At 36.9% G+C, this 16987-nt stretch carries 16 protein-coding genes; 5 read left to right on the top strand and 11 right to left on the bottom strand.

What is annotated here, in order from left to right; translation table 11 throughout:
- Window positions 1-57: 57 nt before the first annotated feature.
- The 7 genes from E1750_RS11595 to E1750_RS11565 form a co-directional block, all read right to left on the bottom strand.
- Window positions 58-987 carry a DUF3078 domain-containing protein gene (locus E1750_RS11595; RefSeq protein ID WP_133276932.1) on the bottom strand — a complete coding sequence of 310 codons (930 nt, stop codon included), beginning with the start codon at window positions 985-987 and terminating at the stop codon, window positions 58-60.
- An 81-nt stretch (window positions 988-1068) separates the two neighbouring features.
- A complete protein-coding gene (locus E1750_RS11590; protein WP_133276931.1) occupies window positions 1069-1578 on the bottom strand; it encodes a DUF2480 family protein in 510 nt (169 codons plus the stop codon).
- 77 nt (window positions 1579-1655) lie between these two features.
- Window positions 1656-1979 (bottom strand): DUF59 domain-containing protein, encoded by a 324-nt coding sequence (locus E1750_RS11585; RefSeq protein WP_133276930.1) that lies wholly within the window; start codon window positions 1977-1979, stop codon window positions 1656-1658.
- Between the two features lie 121 nt (window positions 1980-2100).
- Window positions 2101-2514: a GxxExxY protein gene (locus E1750_RS11580; protein ID WP_133276929.1), complete on the bottom strand. Its 414-nt coding sequence runs from the start codon at window positions 2512-2514 to the stop codon at window positions 2101-2103.
- A gap of 76 nt (window positions 2515-2590) precedes the next feature.
- Window positions 2591-3010 (bottom strand): SufE family protein, encoded by a 420-nt coding sequence (locus E1750_RS11575; protein WP_133276928.1) that lies wholly within the window; start codon window positions 3008-3010, stop codon window positions 2591-2593.
- A complete protein-coding gene (locus E1750_RS11570; RefSeq protein ID WP_133276927.1) occupies window positions 3010-3444 on the bottom strand; it encodes a hypothetical protein in 435 nt (144 codons plus the stop codon). The genes E1750_RS11575 and E1750_RS11570 overlap by 1 nt, the downstream gene beginning before the upstream one ends.
- 12 nt (window positions 3445-3456) lie before the next feature.
- A complete protein-coding gene (locus E1750_RS11565; protein WP_133276926.1) occupies window positions 3457-4671 on the bottom strand; it encodes an aminotransferase class V-fold PLP-dependent enzyme in 1215 nt (404 codons plus the stop codon).
- Between the two features lie 150 nt (window positions 4672-4821).
- Between E1750_RS11565 and E1750_RS11560 the strand changes: the two genes are divergently transcribed.
- A complete protein-coding gene (locus E1750_RS11560) occupies window positions 4822-6168 on the top strand; it encodes a serine hydrolase domain-containing protein (RefSeq protein WP_133276925.1) in 1347 nt (448 codons plus the stop codon).
- A gap of 78 nt (window positions 6169-6246) precedes the next feature.
- Here the strand turns inward: E1750_RS11560 and E1750_RS11555 are convergent, their stop codons facing one another.
- On the bottom strand, window positions 6247-6696 hold the full coding sequence (locus E1750_RS11555; protein WP_133276924.1) for a c-type cytochrome: 450 nt from the start codon (window positions 6694-6696) through the stop codon (window positions 6247-6249).
- A gap of 466 nt (window positions 6697-7162) precedes the next feature.
- Here E1750_RS11555 and E1750_RS11550 point away from each other — a divergent pair, with 466 nt between their 5' ends.
- Window positions 7163-7675: a hypothetical protein gene (locus E1750_RS11550; RefSeq protein WP_133276923.1), complete on the top strand. Its 513-nt coding sequence runs from the start codon at window positions 7163-7165 to the stop codon at window positions 7673-7675.
- Between the two features lie 160 nt (window positions 7676-7835).
- Here E1750_RS11550 and E1750_RS11545 read toward each other — a convergent pair whose 3' ends face one another.
- From E1750_RS11545 to E1750_RS11535, 3 genes are all read right to left on the bottom strand, one after another.
- Entirely contained in the window at window positions 7836-8762 is a 927-nt protein-coding gene (locus E1750_RS11545; protein WP_133276922.1) for a magnesium transporter CorA family protein, read from the bottom strand.
- A 234-nt stretch (window positions 8763-8996) separates the two neighbouring features.
- Window positions 8997-9362: a hypothetical protein gene (locus E1750_RS11540; protein ID WP_133276921.1), complete on the bottom strand. Its 366-nt coding sequence runs from the start codon at window positions 9360-9362 to the stop codon at window positions 8997-8999.
- 15 nt (window positions 9363-9377) lie between these two features.
- The gene (locus E1750_RS11535) at window positions 9378-10481 is read right to left on the bottom strand and encodes an endonuclease/exonuclease/phosphatase family protein (protein WP_133276920.1); all 1104 of its coding nucleotides are present in this window, start codon (window positions 10479-10481) and stop codon (window positions 9378-9380) included.
- Window positions 10482-10615: 134 nt separating this feature from the next.
- Between E1750_RS11535 and E1750_RS11530 the strand changes: the two genes are divergently transcribed.
- From E1750_RS11530 to E1750_RS11520, 3 genes are all read left to right on the top strand, one after another.
- A complete protein-coding gene (locus E1750_RS11530; protein ID WP_133276919.1) occupies window positions 10616-13378 on the top strand; it encodes a carboxypeptidase-like regulatory domain-containing protein in 2763 nt (920 codons plus the stop codon).
- Window positions 13379-13391: 13 nt separating this feature from the next.
- A complete protein-coding gene (locus E1750_RS11525; protein WP_133276918.1) occupies window positions 13392-14801 on the top strand; it encodes a DUF5689 domain-containing protein in 1410 nt (469 codons plus the stop codon).
- 118 nt (window positions 14802-14919) lie between these two features.
- Entirely contained in the window at window positions 14920-16884 is a 1965-nt protein-coding gene (locus E1750_RS11520) for an endonuclease (protein ID WP_133276917.1), read from the top strand.
- Window positions 16885-16987 lie beyond the last annotated feature (103 nt).

Here is a 16987-nt window from a genome sequence, read left to right as displayed (position 1 = left end):
AAACATCCCTTTTGAAATCAAATTTCAAAAGGGATGTTTGTTTAAAATGGGGATGTTTTAGAAACCGTAATTCACTCCTAAACCGAAGACTTGTCGGGTTTGAAATCCTCGATACGCATTGTCGTCGTATATGGTTTGAAAAGTAAAATTGGCCGACAAAGCCTTATTGATGGTCATCACCACATTGATTTGGTAATCGATATCAACGTTTTGAGGATCTTCTAAATAATTAGAATATAAATTCAAGAGGTTTTCTACCGATACGTTTTTCATCAAAGTGAATTTGTAATATCCTGAAGCATAAAAACCAAGTTCATAACGCATACTTTTATCAGCATCTACACCAAAATAGCTTCCGTCAACATAGCCAGGAATTGAAGTGTAATAATTATCTACAAAGGTGAATTTTGAGGTTAGCGGAGCAAAATTTAATTTGAAATTATCGCTTTTCTTATAATAAACACCCGGTCCAAAAGTAAGGTAGGCAGGAGAGAAAAATCCAGTGTTTTCAGTTCGTATTTCGGCACCATTACTATCTTTTCCATAAACATAACCCGTTGTAAATTGGGTTCTAAAGTTTAATATAAAGGAATAATACCAATTCCCTTTGGCCTTCTTTCCGTAGATGGAATTGAGTTCTAAACGGTCATCCGATTTCTTGCTAAATTCGGCATTATCGGTGCGGATTAGTCCATAATTCGCGAGAAGTCTGTTGTCCCAGGTGGTATTTTCAGACTTGTAATGCAATTCGTAGTTAAGGCCCAAAGTCCCTGAAAGGCTACTTTCGCCTCCAGCAATCCAGTTGTTGAAATTGGACTGATTGAACAAAAAGGTGATAGTTCCTTTTTTCGACCAACCATTTTTAGTAGTGTCGTTGATGACTTTAACGGCATCTTCCGATTTTTTGATTAAATCTTTTTCAGTTGATTGTGCCTGAATAGACACAGCCGAAGCTAAAAATGCTAGGCCTAGTAGTAGATGTTTCATTTTTTGAGTTTAGTGTTAGAAAAACAAATGTAATAAAACTCATGAAATCTTCAAAAAGCCAATCAATTAAAAACCAATACTTTATTTTTTTGGAGCTTTGTATAGAGGTACCGCCGAGCAAGCCTCGCCATACATAATGCTTCGCGCTTGCGATTGCAAATGATGCGCTGCCAAAATATAAGCACGCACAGGCACGGGTTTTTTCGAACAGCCTTTGATGATTACCGCTTTGTTTGCATAAGCCGAATAATCTATTGTAGAAAGGAGCTCTTCGTACAAAGCAGCGTCTAAATCTTCAATAGTTCCGTTAACAATTTTCTTGGCAAAGGGCGCCAATTGAACCGCAACCAAAATCGTTGCCCAAGCCGGGAAAATGGCATCGGTGCTGCAATAAATAGCCACATATTGATCTTGGTATTGCGACCAATCGTGTTCTTGCAACTGAGCTCGAAAGTCTTTTTCTTTCAACAAAAAACCTTCCAAAAACCATTGCGAAATATCAATTTGCACACGAATTCCCTTTGGATAATAATCTTCGAGATCGAAAACTTCCAGAGTGCTATTGGCTACTTTATTTACAATTTCTTCCATTTTTGAAAAGTTTGTGGTTTGAGGTTTATTGTTTATAGTTCAGAACAACAAACAATAAACCATAAACGATTTAACTGTTAGAGCATTCCCAGTTCTAATTTTGCTTCTTCGCTCATCAAATCTTTATTCCAAGGTGGATCGAAGGTGATTTCGACTTCAGCATCTTTGATATGCTCGATTGATTTTACCTTTTCTTCCACTTCACGAGGCAAACTTTCGGCCACAGGGCAGTTCGGTGAAGTGAGTGTCATCAAGATTTTTACTTCAAAATCAGTGCTGACCATTACGTCATAAATCAATCCTAATTCGTAGATGTCTACAGGGATTTCGGGATCGTAAATTGTTTTGAGTTTTGATACGATTTCTATTCCTAATTGTTCGGTGTCTATTTTTTGTTCCATAGTTTTTTATTTTTTAAACCATATAAGTCATATAAGGTTAAGTTTTATTTTTGTTTATAGTAAATGTGAGGCCTTTGAAGTTTTTCATTTATTTTACTTAAATGACTTATATTTTTAATAGTTAATCTTCTAACATTCGATAATATTTATTAACCATAGTTTTTTGACCTTCATAAAAAATGTTTTTCACATTAAAATTAATTAATAAACCCATTGGAGCTTTTAACAAATTCATATAAGTAAGCAATTGTGCTTCAAAAACAGGGTTTATTTCGGTTACTGATTTTAATTCTACCACAAGACAATTTTCTATCAATAAGTCACATCTCAATTTTGACTCTAATTCATATCCTTTATAATTTAAAGGAATTTGAAGTTCAGATGAAAAATTTATTTTTCTTAACTCTAATTCTTTTTTAAGACATTGATGATAAACGTTTTCTAAAAGTCCTGCTCCTATATTTTTATGAACTTCAATCGCTGCTCCGTTTACTTGGTAAACTAAATCTTTGAGAGAACTTCTGGTTATAATCATGTTTTAAAGAATTACTTATACCACTTCTTTTTTCTTAGCTTATTTTAAATAAAACTTATATGACTTATATGTTAAATCATTTTTTTGCATCGAATGCCAAGGCATACATTTTTATATTTTTGATCATCGAAACCAATCCGTTGGCTCGTGTAGGCGACAAATGTTCTTTCAGCCCAATCTCATCTATGAAATCCATATCGGCATTCAAAATATCCGAAGCTTTTTGGTTCGAAAACACCCGAATTAAAATCGCTATGATTCCTTTGGTTAAAATGGCATCGCTATCGGCAGTGAAAACGATTTTATCTTCGTTTTGCTCGCCTTTCAACCATACTTTCGATTGGCATCCTTTGATAATGTTGTCGTCAGTTTTGAATTCTTCTTCGATTAAGGGCAGGTTTTTCCCCAACTCGATAATGTATTCATAACGCTGCATCCAATCGTCAAACATCGAAAACTCGTCTATTATTTCGTCTTGTATTTTTTTAATGCTCATTATTCTTTTTTTGCAAAGGTATTTATTTTGTCCACTATTTTTTTGATGGATTCCGGTGGATTTCCGTGATCGAAAGCCTCTGTTTGAAAGCTTTTGTCCTGATAGGTTACTTTTAGATTGGCGATGGCGGCTCCGTCGTGGAATCGTTTTTCGGTTGGCGCTTTTAAAGTCGATAAACTTTCTAAATGTATCGCTTCAAAATAGCTTACCAATTCCTTCCAATCTTTGTCCGAAATTTTTGTTACAATGGGCTTTTCAGTCCCGCTTCTGTCTTTCGAAACAGAAACCATTTGATTTTCGATAGTAATCTTTTGATAAAAACCTCGAGTGCTCGCAGTATATTCCATCACGGCCAATTTCAAATCGTTTTTGGTTTGACCCGTGCAACTTTTGCTGACAAACAGACTTAAAAATAGCATCGTAAATAGTTTCATTTCTCTATAATTTTAAGACAACATCATTTGTGCTCTTTTCAAAGCGTCAATCATAACGTCAATTTCTTCTTTGGTATTGTAAAACGCAAAAGAGGCACGAATGGTCCCCGGAATTTTGAAAAAATCCATTATCGGTTGCGCACAATGATGACCGGTTCGAACCGCAATGCCTAATTTGTCCACGATGGTTCCAATATCGTATGGATGGATTTCGCCAATGTTAAACGAAACCACCGAAGTTTTTTCCTTGGCTGTGCCATATATTTTCAAACCTTCGATTTCTAATAATCGTGTGGTAGCATATTCTAATAATTCCAATTCCTGCTGTTGAATGTTGTCAAAACCAACAGAATTCATATAATCTACAGCGGTTCCTAAGACAATTCCTCCCGCAATATCAGGTGTTCCTGCTTCAAATTTGTGTGGTAAATCGGCATAAGTGGTTTTTTCGAAACTGACTTCTTTGATCATTTCGCCACCCCCTTGGTAAGGCGGTAATTTGTTGAGCCAAGCTTCTTTTCCGTATAAAATTCCAACACCAGTTGGTCCACAGATTTTATGTCCTGAAAAAACATAAAAATCACAGTCCAAAGCCTGAACATCGGGTTTCAAATGCGGAACAGCTTGCGCACCATCAATTAAAACTGCAGCGCCAAATTCGTGGGCTTTGTCGATCATATATTTTACGGGATTCACTGTTCCCAAAGCATTCGAGATGTGATTTACAGTTACAATTTTGGTTTTATCTGACAATAGTTTATCGTATTCCGCCATAATCAATTCGCCGTTTTCATTCATCGGAATGACTTTCAAAACCGCTCCTGTTTTCTCGCACAACATTTGCCAAGGCACAATATTGCTATGGTGTTCCAAGGCTGAAACCAAGACTTCGTCGCCCGGTTTTAGTATCGAAGCAAAACCATTGGCAACAGCATTAATTCCGTGCGTTGTTCCCGAAGTAAAAATCACTTCGTGAGCGAATTTGGCATTGATGTGATTTTGAATTTTACCACGCGAAATTTCGTAGGCATCCGTGGCCAATTGACTCAAAGTATGCACGCCACGATGAATGTTGGCATTGATTTCTTGATAGTATTTTGTAATCGCATCCATCACAATTTGTGGTTTTTGCGAAGTGGCGCCGTTGTCAAAATAGACTAATGGTTTTCCGTTGACCGTTCTGGAAAGTATCGGGAAATCGGCTCTAACTTTGTTGATATCTAACATTGTTTTATTTAGAAAAATTCTAAATACAAAAGTAATGAATCTAGATCTGTAAAGGGGTACGGATTGTACAAATTTTAACTGTTTAAATTTATTGTCAATATGTTTTATCTATACTGATTTTTGCTAAATTGCTACAAAAATTAGCTTATTATGAAAAAATTCTTCAAAATTCTTGGTATAGCGGCTGTATTGTTTTTACTTTATTTTGGTTATACAACCTATCCAAAACTTGATTTGATTTCAGGATTCTCAGCCAAAAGTATGGCATCAGGTCATTTTATAGACCATCGTACCCAAGAAATGATTGAAAACGGCGACAATGATATTCCTAAAATTGATTGGGCAAATAATAGTATAAATGAAGGCGAACAATTTGCCACAGCTTCGGTTTTTGGTTTGAAAAAGCGAAAAGCCATTTACCGTGAAGGCTTGGGCGCTACTTTAATCAATGACGATTTTGATGTTTCAAAGCCTTATGAAGTGCCAAAAAGAACAAAATTGGAGAATAATTTGCCTTTCCCTTACGGAAATGGGGAACCGAAAGACACTGTTTTTTCAACGATTAATTATGCCCAATTGGATGCGGCTGTTGCCAATGCTTTTGATAAAAAAGGAGTTAAAAATAAAAGAACACGTTCGATTTTGGTAATTTACAAAGACAAAATCATCGCAGAGAAATACGATACGGGCTTCAATAAGGATTCTAAAATTTTGGGTTGGTCGATGACCAAAAGCATCACAGCTACACTATTTGGTATTTTGCAAAAACAAGGGAAAATTGACATTTATAAACCTGCTCCAATTAGCGAATGGGCCAATGATGAACGAGCAAAAATCACCATCAACGACTTGCTTCATATGAACTCTGGCTTGGAATGGGAAGAGGATTATACTAAAATTTGTGATGCTACCCAAATGCTTTTTCAAGCAGAAGATATGACGCGTTCTCAACTACTAAAACCAGCACAATTCAAACCCAACACGCATTGGAATTATTCCTCAGGCACCTCCAATTTGCTCTCGGGGATTTTGCGAAAACAATTCAAGACTCATCAGGAATATCTCGATTTTTGGTATACGAATTTTATTGACAAAATCGGAATGAATTCGATGGTGGTCGAAACGGATATGGCTGGAAATTACGTAGGTTCCTCTTACAGTTGGGCTACGACTAGGGATTGGGCCAAATTTGGTTTGCTGTATCTGAACAAAGGCAATTGGAACGGAGAGCAATTATTCGACGAAACTTGGGCAAAATATGTAGCTACACCAACCAAGGGTTCAAACGAAAAATATGGGGCACACTTTTGGCTCAATGCGGGAGGACGTTATCCTGATGCACCGCGTGATTTGTATTCCGCCAACGGATATCAAGGCCAAAAAGTATTTATTATTCCTTCGAAGGATTTAGTTATCGTTCGAATGGGGCTGACCGAAGATGAAAAGTTTGATTTCAATGGGTTGCTGAAAGGAATTGTGGGAAGTTTGAAGCAGTAACTGAAAACAGCTTTCATTTCTCATTGTTTAAAAAACAGAAATGCTATCACTGATGAATTGAAGTTTCTAGCTCATCATTTAAAGCACTCGCTTACGGATTGCTTTCACCATTTCTGGTTTTACCACGGCTTTATTATTGCCCCAATTCGCATATAAATAAGTAAAAACATCGGCAATTTGTTGGTCGCTTAGCGCCAATTTAGGCATAGGAACTACGTATTTTTTTCCATTAATGGTTTTTGGGCCTTTTGAACCAACTAATACTTGTTTGATGGAATTGTTGAGATCGGTATTCAAATTTTCTGATTTTGCCAATGGAGGAAAAGCGCCCGGTATTCCTGCTCCATTTATCTGATGGCAAGCCACACAAGTCTTGTTGTACACCAATTTTCCGTTATTTATTTGTTGCATAACAGGATCTTCTGAAAGATTGGGTTTTGTAATAAAATAATCTTCAGTGTTTGGTTTTGAGGTAAAACTTTGCAAAACCAGTGCAAATAATGCTATGATGCCAACATACTTTTTCAAAATATATGATTTTGAATTCTAAGAAAGTGCAAATTTAAGGTTTAATACTGAAAAAAATGGGTTAAAAAAGCAGTAAAAAATCGACTAAACCGCTTATTTTGTTATAGATACAACATGAAAACGTTGTAGTAGTTTAAATATAGAAAAACCCACCAATTTTTTTATTTAAAGTATTTGTTCAAAAACAATCTCGGGATTACTCGAGCTGTAAATAGTGGAATAAAACCCAAAAAAACAGATTTAATATGTACTATGATTATTTATCCAATCGGACTAATCCGTTGGTCAGGCTGTAATTCGTGTCTGCTCTCGTGCGTCGCGACTCCTTCGAACTGACAAATAGCCTAGTGTTTTCCAGTATTTTATGTTTGTTTTTGGTATAAATTGCTATTATTTTGCAGAAATAAGAAAGTGGAAATTACGGGTTTTCGGGGCAATAGTGTAAATTTGAAAAAAAAATGTGCATATGAAACACGATAAAAACTTTTACTTATTGGCTTTACTTACTTTCGTTTCAATAGTGTCATTAATTGTTGGATTTGTTTCCAATTGGGTATTTAACGCTCAACTTTGGATAGGATTAAGTTTATTGATCAGTTGTTTTATAGCGTATTATAAATTTTTTCAAAGGTTCAAAACGTTACTGGGTATAATTTTAATCTTAGGAGTTTTGACTGGTATTCAATTTGTACCGTTTCAATTTTCTATTCAATTGGGATTTATCAAATTTGAAGTCGTTCCAACTATTTTTCTTGTACTTTTTCTTTTCTTAAATCGAGGTCGAGTTGTAGATATCTTGCAAGATTGGTTTAAAACACCAACGGAAGAAATCGAGAAAAGAAGTCTTTCGAAATACGAAAGTTTTAAAAAAGACTTTCAAAATCTTTCCGACCAAGAAATTGAGCATCGGTTAAATCAGCATTTAGTTCCCGAAGCCAGAAAAGCATTAATCGAAATCAAAGAAGTCCGAAATTCATAACGCTTATTTTTAGCCCCGACTGCAGTGGAAACCCTTGTGAACAGAAAGGCTAATTTTTCTTGCCCAAAAAGAGCGACCAGCGGAAGCTCCTTTTTGGGCTTAGAAAAATAGGCTTTATGAAACAAGGTTGTAACGGAAAGCGGGAATAGCTCCTGAAAAGCTAAAACATATTCTTTTTCTTGAATAAAAACACGCCTAAAACCGATATAGACACGGAAATGGATAGGACAATCCAAAATCCGAAGGGGTTTTCCTGAAAGTTATTGGGCACATTCATTCCGTATAAACTGGCGACTAAAGTCGGGATCATCAAGATGATGGATATGGAGGTCAGGCGCTTCATTATTACGTTCAAATTGTTCGAAATTACAGACGCATACGCATCCATCATTCCGGTTAAGATGTTGCTGTAAATGTTGGTGGTTTCTTCGGCTTGGCGCAATTCGATTTCGACATCTTCGAGTAATTCGGGGTCGTAGTTGTCTTTGTGCGCTTTCAAATTTTTGATTCGACGAAATAGAACATCGTTGCCTTTTAGAGAAGTCACGAAAAACACCAAACATTTTTCTATTTGCCACAGGGCTTGAAGTTCTTCGTTTTTGATGGATTCTTCGAGGTTGTCCTCGGCGAGTTTGATCCGCTGATTGATTTGTTTTAGGTATTTTAGAAACCAGATGCTAGAGGATAACAGTAATTTTAGCACTAAATCGAAGTGGTTTTCGATAGTGATTTTTTTGCGTTTGGTGTAGGAAACGAAGTCTTTTAGGATTTCGGTTTGGTGAAAGCTAAGGGAAAGAAATACATCGTCTTTGAACATTAATCCCAAGGGTGCTGTGTTGAACGGCAGTTTTGGATCATTGCTTTTGAAAGGGATTCTCAGGATAATAAGCGACCAGCCATTTTCAAATTCGATACGGGGACGTTCGTCGATATCCTCGATGTCATTATAAAAATCCTCGGGAATTTGGAGTTCTTTGAGTAGAAATTTGGTTTCTTCTTTGGTGGGACAAACTACATTAATCCAGCAGTTTTCTTCACGGTTTTCGGTTTGAGTTAAGCCGTTGTTGTTTTTGTAGTACGTAATCATAATGGCGTGCAATATTTTAGGAATATCGCGTACCAAAGGCAGAGGCTATTCCTGTTTGTAATGTGTGCTCTTCGAATAATAATCGTCCATAACGGAAGCTAAAATTTAATTTTTTGCAAAAGTAGTCTTTTAGTAAAGAATTTAGCCTTATTTTCTGCTAAATTTCAATGCATTTCGATCTTGAAATATTTTTGTAACAAAAAAGGCAGTAATTGGGTGTAAAAAGTCGAATAATCAATCTTTTTTTATCACAATGCTTGTTGGATTGTAAATTTGTGGAATTTGTTTGGGGTCGTTTTTATAGGTCGTAATTTTACCTTTGATGTAAATGTTTTTGTCTTGTAGCGCTTCGATTTTGAGGTTTAGTTTTTCGAGGTAAAAGTTAGAAATCACTACTGTAAAAATACTTTCGGGATAGGGTTTATCGATGTTGATGTAATTGGTATTTTTGCCTTCGGAAGCGAGTTTGTATGAAACTACTTTTCCGAGTACACAAACTTCTTTGTCCATATAATCTTTGACCTTGGTAGTGGTTATTGTGTCTTGCGAAAAGCAATGGATTGAAAACAGGACAAGAACTATTGTTACTATATTTTTCATGCTGTGAATTTTAAATTATTTTACTTCTTTGACCAAATAAATATAAACTGGGAAGTGGTCGCTATAGCCAATTTCGTTTTCGGAATGTCGCAAAGGGTAGCCTGCATATCTGCCGAATTTTTCGATCATAAAGGGCTTGTTGTAGATGCCAGCTTTCCAATATTGATAAGTTGAATGATCTTCTTGTATAAGGGTTTGAGAAACCATAATTTGGTCGAAAATATCGCCTGAATCCCTATAAAATAATGTGGCATTTCCGTCTTTATACATTTGTTCGAATGGATTGTACACTCCGAATTCTTGTACTTCGGATTTTTTTAATTTGGCTCCAAGTCCCACTTTTACACTTTTGTTATAAGATCCGTCGTTCAAATCACCCATCAGAATGATTTTGGCATTTGGCTTTACTTTATAAACGGAATCCATTACTTTTCTTGCCAATCGTCCTGCTGCTTCTCGAAATGGGCTACTTTTTTTCTCTCCTCCCGAACGCGAGGGCCAGTGATTGACTAGAACGTTGACCTCTTCGCCATCCAAAAAACCAGTGACTAAAAGGATGTCTCTGGTATACACTCGGTTGTCGGTTGCGATTTCTATTTTGTCTTTATCGGCTTTGTCCTCGTCGGTTTCTTTTTCCTTTTCATTACTGTTCCCTCGATAAATAATCAGTGGAATGTTGATGAAACTAGTAGGTTTGAAATATTTTTTTTGGTACAATAGCGCCACATCAATTCCTCGTTTGTCGGGCGAATCGAAATGGACGATTCCATAATCAAATGGAGCCATATTGGGATGTTTGACTAAATCTTCAAGAACGTGTCGGTTTTCTATTTCGGAACCTCCAATCAATGCTGGAGCGTCTTTTTGCATCTCATTGGTTCCGATTTGCATGATAACTTTGGAAAGGTTTTCTAGTTTTTGCTTGTATTTTTCTGAGGTCCATCGCTGCAGTCCCTTTGGCAGCCATTCTTCGTCAAAATTTGGATTATTGATGGTGTCAAATAAATTTTCGAAATTATAAAATGCTACGGTACGCAAAGCATACTTTTTTTGTTGCGCTTGGGTCTGATTCATAAAAAAGAATACAAACAAAACAATTATAAAATTTTTGATTTTCATGATTTTGGTATTATTATACTGTAAAATTTAACAAAAACTTGGGAACAAATGTATGTAATAAAAATTATAAATGTAGTTTTGTATTGGTTAAGAAATACTATTTCTTATCAATATGAATTAATTTAATATTTAACATGAAAAAAATTATTTTTAGTACATTATTTGTATTGCAAATAGTATTTGCTATTGCACAAACAACTAGTGGAGTTACAGGTAAAGTAGTCGATTCGAAAACACAAAAACCGATGCAAAGTGTAATCGTTTCGGTTCAAAACACCAATTTAATGCAGCTTTCAGACTCCAATGGAAAGTTTTCATTTGACAAATTAGACGTTGGAAGCCAAATCATTCGCATTAGAACCAACAGCTACAAAGAACAATTACTTCAAATTGAAATTAAACCAAACGAGCTTTTAGACATTGGCACCGTTAATTTAGAAGAAGACATTACAACGGAGCAACAATTAACGCTAATAACAATAACCGACAACGATTTGAGCGATGACAATAGCGGATCCGAAAGTACTGCAGGATTGTTGCAAGCCTCAAGAGATGTGTTTTTGCAGGCAGCGGCCTATAATTTTGGACAAGCTCGATTTAGCGTTCGCGGCATCGACAATGAATATTCGAATATTTTAATTAATGGAATTTCGATGAATCGGCTTTCAGATGGAAGACCGCAATACAGTAACTGGGGAGGCCTGAATGACGCCACCCGAAATCAAGAATTCACCAATGCTTCCGCGCCATCCGATTATACTTTTGGGGGAATTGCGGGAACCCAATATATTTCTACAAGAGCATCGGTGTACCGACCAGGAACTCGAATTTCGTTTTTGAGTACCAATACCAATTACAACTTTAGAGCGATGGCAACCCACGCCTCAGGTATGGATAAAAATGGCTGGGCTTATGTAATATCAGGAGGAAGACGTTGGGCTCAAGACGGTTATTTTGATGGTACGGATTATGCTGCCAACTCTTTGTTTGCCAGTATCGAAAAGAAAATAAACGACCATCATAGCCTTAACTTTACTTCTATTTATGCACAAAACCGTAGAGGTAAAAATTCGCCAAACACCCAAGAAGTTACCGATTTGAAAAACTTTAAATACAATTCCTATTGGGGGTATCAAGAAGGTGAAAAAAGAAATTCAAGAGTAAAAGATGTCGAAGAACCGATCTTTACCCTAAGCCATTATTGGAAATTTAATTCTAAAACAAGACTTCATACCAATCTTTCGTACCAATTTGGAGAAATAGGAAACAGCCGCATCGATTTTCAAAAAGCAGATAATCCTGATCCAAATTACTACAAAAAACTACCAAGTTATTACACCACATTGTATTCCTATGATCGTAATAATGTAGCAACTTACACGCCAGATTATGCTGCTGCAGAAGAAACTAAGGCCAATTTTCTAGCGCAACCCCAAATGGATTGGACCTCGATGTATCGCATCAATAATGACAACATAAGCAACGGTAGCCGTTATGTTTTGTACGAAGACAGAACCGACGATAAAACGATGGTTGCCAATACCATTCTTTCATCACAATTGGCCGATAACATCGTGATGAATGCCGGAGCCAGTTTTACCAAAACAACATCGTCCAATTTCAAAAACTTAATCGATCTTTTGGGAGGAACCTATTACAATGACATTAACACCTTTGGTACTTTGCCTGGCGAAGAACAATCGGATTTGAATAATCCCAACAGAACCGTTGGCGTAGGCGATAAATATGGCTATAATTATACTATCGATGCCACGAGATTAGAAGCCTTTACACAATTTAAATTCACCTATGATAAAATAGATTTCTACCTCGGACAATCATTTTCTAAAAGCAGTTACCAGAGAGAAGGTCTCTACAAAAACGGTTATTATCCAGACAACTCTTTTGGAAAAAGTACAAAAATGGACTTTGATAATTTTGGTTTCAAAGGAGGAGCAACCTATAAAATCACGGGGCAACATTATTTTGATGTCAACGCGGTTTATATGACCAAAGCCCCGAACCACAAAGATGTTTTTCCAAATGCTCGTTTGAATAATGATATAACAGACAACATCAAAAACGAAACCATCAATAGTGTTGACGCTAGTTATATTATTAGAATGCCCAAGCTAAAAGCGCGTTTCACAGCCTATTTCAATGAAACCGAAAATACTACCGATATTTCTTTTTATTATGCCGATAATATTAGCGTGGGAAATGGCGAATTTGTTTCGGAAGTGGTTTCTGGTCAAAATAAGAGAAACAAAGGAATCGAGGCTGGGATAGAATATCAATTTACCTCTACTTTGAAAGCCACTGCTATTGCCGCTTATGGCGATTACACCTACACCAACAACCCCAATTTAGTCATTCACGCCGATGGTGTAACCGAAGATATTTTCAATGGACCAACGAATATGCAGGGTTATAAACTCCCTGGTATGCCACAACAAGCGTATTCTGCAGGACTGGAATATCGGGATCCAAAATTCTGGTGGATTGGTGCCAATGTCAATTATTTGTCAAACAATTATCTCGATGTTGCGCCGCTGTTGAGAACCTCAAAATACATCACCGATTCTGATGAAGCCAATTTCCCTTATGATGCCGCATTGTCTGCCAGTTATTTGGCTCAGGAAAAATTCAATGCCTTCACCTTGGTCAATCTTGTAGGAGGAAAAACGTGGAGAATACAAGAAAAAACTTTAGGCTTGTTTGCCAATGTCAATAATGTATTCGACATTCAATACAAAACAGGTGGATTCGAACAAGCCAGAAACGCTTCGTATAGCGAATTATACAAAGACCATAGTGGCCCAACTCGCTCTTTTGGACCTAAATATTTCTACGGATACGGAAGAACATTTATGGTAAATATTTATTTAAACTTCTAATACAGCAATCGTTATGAAAAATAGATTAAAAAATAGTTTTATCATTTTAATGGCCATCTTCTTGTTTTCGGGTTGTGTAAATGATACTTACGATACCCCAGAATTTGGCAACTGTGTCGATCCAGGTTTGACCAAAACTAAATCCATAGCCGATATTTATGCTGTGGCCAAAAACCCTGTGACTGATCCTTCAACAGGAATTCCGAATACACCAACCTACACTGCCGACGATATTATCGAAGGTTATGTAGTTTCAAGCGACGAAGGCGGAAATTTTTATAAAAGTATGTATGTTCAGGCTGTAGATGGTTCTAAAGGATACAACCTGTCTATTGACGAGGGTAATCTGTATAGCAAAAATTTTCAACCTGGTAAAAAAGTGTTTCTGAAACTGAAAGGTTTGGCGTATGCCAATCCAACAAGTTTTGGAGTAGGTTTAATTTTCGGAGCAAAACCAACAGAGCAATACGCTGTAGACAGACTTCCAACTTTGGAATATCCTAAACACCTTATTGCTTCTTGTGATGCCGTAAGCGAAGATGCCATTGTTCGTAAAATAACATTGGCGCAAGTTGGAGATACTTATTTAAATACTTTGGTTGAAATTGATAATGTTCAGTTTACCGATGAAGCTGCGGGTGGAACTTACGATTCCAATAGAGAGGATGATTATGACTCTAGTATTTATGTCACAGACGGCGTAAAAACATTAACTATTAGAACTAGCCGATTTGCCAATTTTGCTGGTTATAAAGTTCCAACCGGAAAAGGAAAAATAAGAGGCGTACTGACCAAATACAATTCTACTTTTCAAATTATTATGAGAACCGAACGCGATGCCAATATGCCAAACCCAAGAGTAGATTATACTCCAGCGCTTGTCGGTTCAAATTCTGCAGTTTTCCCATCAACAGTAAACGAAACATTCGAAAGTTATATTTCATCACCATCGCAAACTAATTTTCCAAATTATATTAATGATGCAGCAGTTGGCTCAAGGTATTTTGAGGTGAAAACTTTTAGCTCTAATAAATACATTCAAATGACATCATTTGGCTCTGGTGGTGCGAATAATACGTATTTATTTGTCCCTGTAAATATGACCACAGCAAATAATTTATCGTTTAGAACCAATATGGGATTCTGGAATGGAGCTGTATTGAAAGTGTATTATGTTCTTGCGACTGATTATACTCCGGGAGGAAAAGTTGACATTTCAAAAATGGTCAATATTACTTCGAATTTTACCATTCCTACAACTCCAACTTCTGGTTATGGTACCACTTTTACCGCTAGCGGTGTATATGCGATTCCTCCATCGGTAACAGGTAATGGATATTTCGTATTTGAATATGCTGGAAATGCAAATGCTTTCCCAGCCGTAACTACTACATTACAATTAGATAATATCACTGTAAATTAATTATTATAAAAATGAATCTAGAAAGGCTTCTGAAGGGAAGCCTTTTTAGTTTCAGTAATTGCCTTCGAAGCGCATCAAAGATTAATGTTTAACTTTGCTATTCCAATCAATACAATCAATGAAAAATATATTTTTTGTTTGCGCTTTTCTGATGGTGTCGCTTTCGAATGCGCAAGTCGTTATCAACGAATTGGATTCGGATACGCCAAGCACTGACGATCGAGAATTTATCGAATTAAAATCGACAACGCCTCATTTTTCACTTGACGGCTATATTTTGGTTTTCTTCAACGGAAATCCAACTTCTTCAACCGCAAATCAAAGTTATTTTACCCTAGATTTAAACGAATTGACCACCGATGCCAACGGAATAATTCTCTTGGGAAACACCCTTGTTTCGCCAGCACCTGATAAAACTTTCCCCGATAATATCATTCAAAACGGAGAAGATGGTGTGGGACTTTATAAAGCAAGTGCGTCTGATTTTCCTGAGTTTACTTTGGCGACCAAAACTAACCTTATCGACGCATTGATGTACGACACCAACGATCCCGATGCTGCCACTTTAATGAATTTGTTGGGCGTTACGGTACAATATAACGAAGGTCAAAATAGTGCGCAGACCACGCAATCCGTTCAACGAAAAAGCGACGGCACTTTCGAAACCAAAAACCCGACTCCAGGAGCGAATAACGATGGTAGCGGAATTATTTTCAACGGAATTACAATATCAGCCAACACGGCTAATAAAAATGAGGGAGATAGTTTTCAAATTACCTTCACAACGCAGACCAATGTAAGTAGTGACTTGACCTTTAATTTTACTTTAAATAATTCTTCTTTCACAACTGCTGATTACACTGGAAATACGACTGTTTTCATTCCGGCGGGTTCCAAAACTTTTGCCACAACCATCACCCTGACCGACGATGTTCTAAATGAAGGAGATGAGGTTTTAAAAATTAAATTCGGCAGTATTCCACCCGAATTCAAGCGACTCAATGACAATATAGAAATCCGAGTTATCGACAATGATTTTACTGTTGCACCATTTGGAACACCGCTAAATCCAACTTATGGAACAGTCTCGAGCACGGCGCCGGTAGGCTATTACGATTCCCTCGAAGGCCTTTCGGGTTCGTCTTTAAAAAAAGCCATTCAAGATATTATTGCCAATCCAGCCGTGGTTCACGCGCATAATTATGGCGATATCATCGAAATTCTAAAAACAGCTGATCAAAGCCCTTTGAACAGCAACGAAGTTTGGTTGATGTATGTCGAAAAATCCCGATCCAAATTAGAATTTCAAGACACCGGAATCAATACCGGAAAATGGAATCGCGAGCACATTTATCCGCAATCGCGCGGCGGTTTTACAGATGGAACCGAAAGTATTGCCGACGGAATAGATATCTGGTTGCCCACCAATGCCGATGATATTCTTGCAGGTCATGCCGATGCCCATCACCTTCGTGCAGAAGACGGCGCAGAAAATAGTTTGCGCAGCAATAAAGATTATGGATTGACGGGCTACAACGGACCAAGCGGGACTTCGGGCTCGTGGAAAGGCGATGTAGCGCGTTCCGTTTTTTATATGGCGGTTCGTTACAATGCCTTGAACGTTGTCAATGGCGATATAGCCGACACAACTGTCGGGCAATTGGGTGATTTGGCTTCTTTGTTAACTTGGAATACTTTAGACGTAGCCGATGATTTTGAAATGAATAGAAACAATTACATTTATACTTGGCAGGTGAATAGAAATCCGTTTATTGATTATCCTGATTTGGCGAATTATATTTGGGGTGCAAAGGCAGGTCAAGCGTGGCATTTTAATTTATCTTCTAACGAAAATTTAAAATTGAAAGTAAACCTTTATCCCAATCCAGCCAAAAAAGCGATCCGCATTTCGGGTTTGAACGAATTGGCGACCATCGAAATTTACAATAGCATTGGAGCAAAAGTATTTGTTAAAAAGACGGTTGGCGAAACCAAAATAGACCTCGATTTTCCATCAGGAATGTATTATGCGAAAATTGATTCAGAAAATAAAACTGTGGTAAAAAAGTTTCTAATTGAATAATATATGCAGACGAATCGATTTTTATTTAGGAATAGAAAAGGCGTTTTTTATTCCCTCCTAATCCTTATTTTTGTTCTATCATTATTCAATAGTCAAGCACAAA

Source organism: Flavobacterium nackdongense (genome assembly GCF_004355225.1).
In the GTDB taxonomy this organism is placed as follows: domain Bacteria; phylum Bacteroidota; class Bacteroidia; order Flavobacteriales; family Flavobacteriaceae; genus Flavobacterium; species Flavobacterium nackdongense.
The sequence above is the reverse complement of the archived record's forward strand: the minus strand, read 5'-3'. Positions and strand labels throughout refer to the sequence as shown.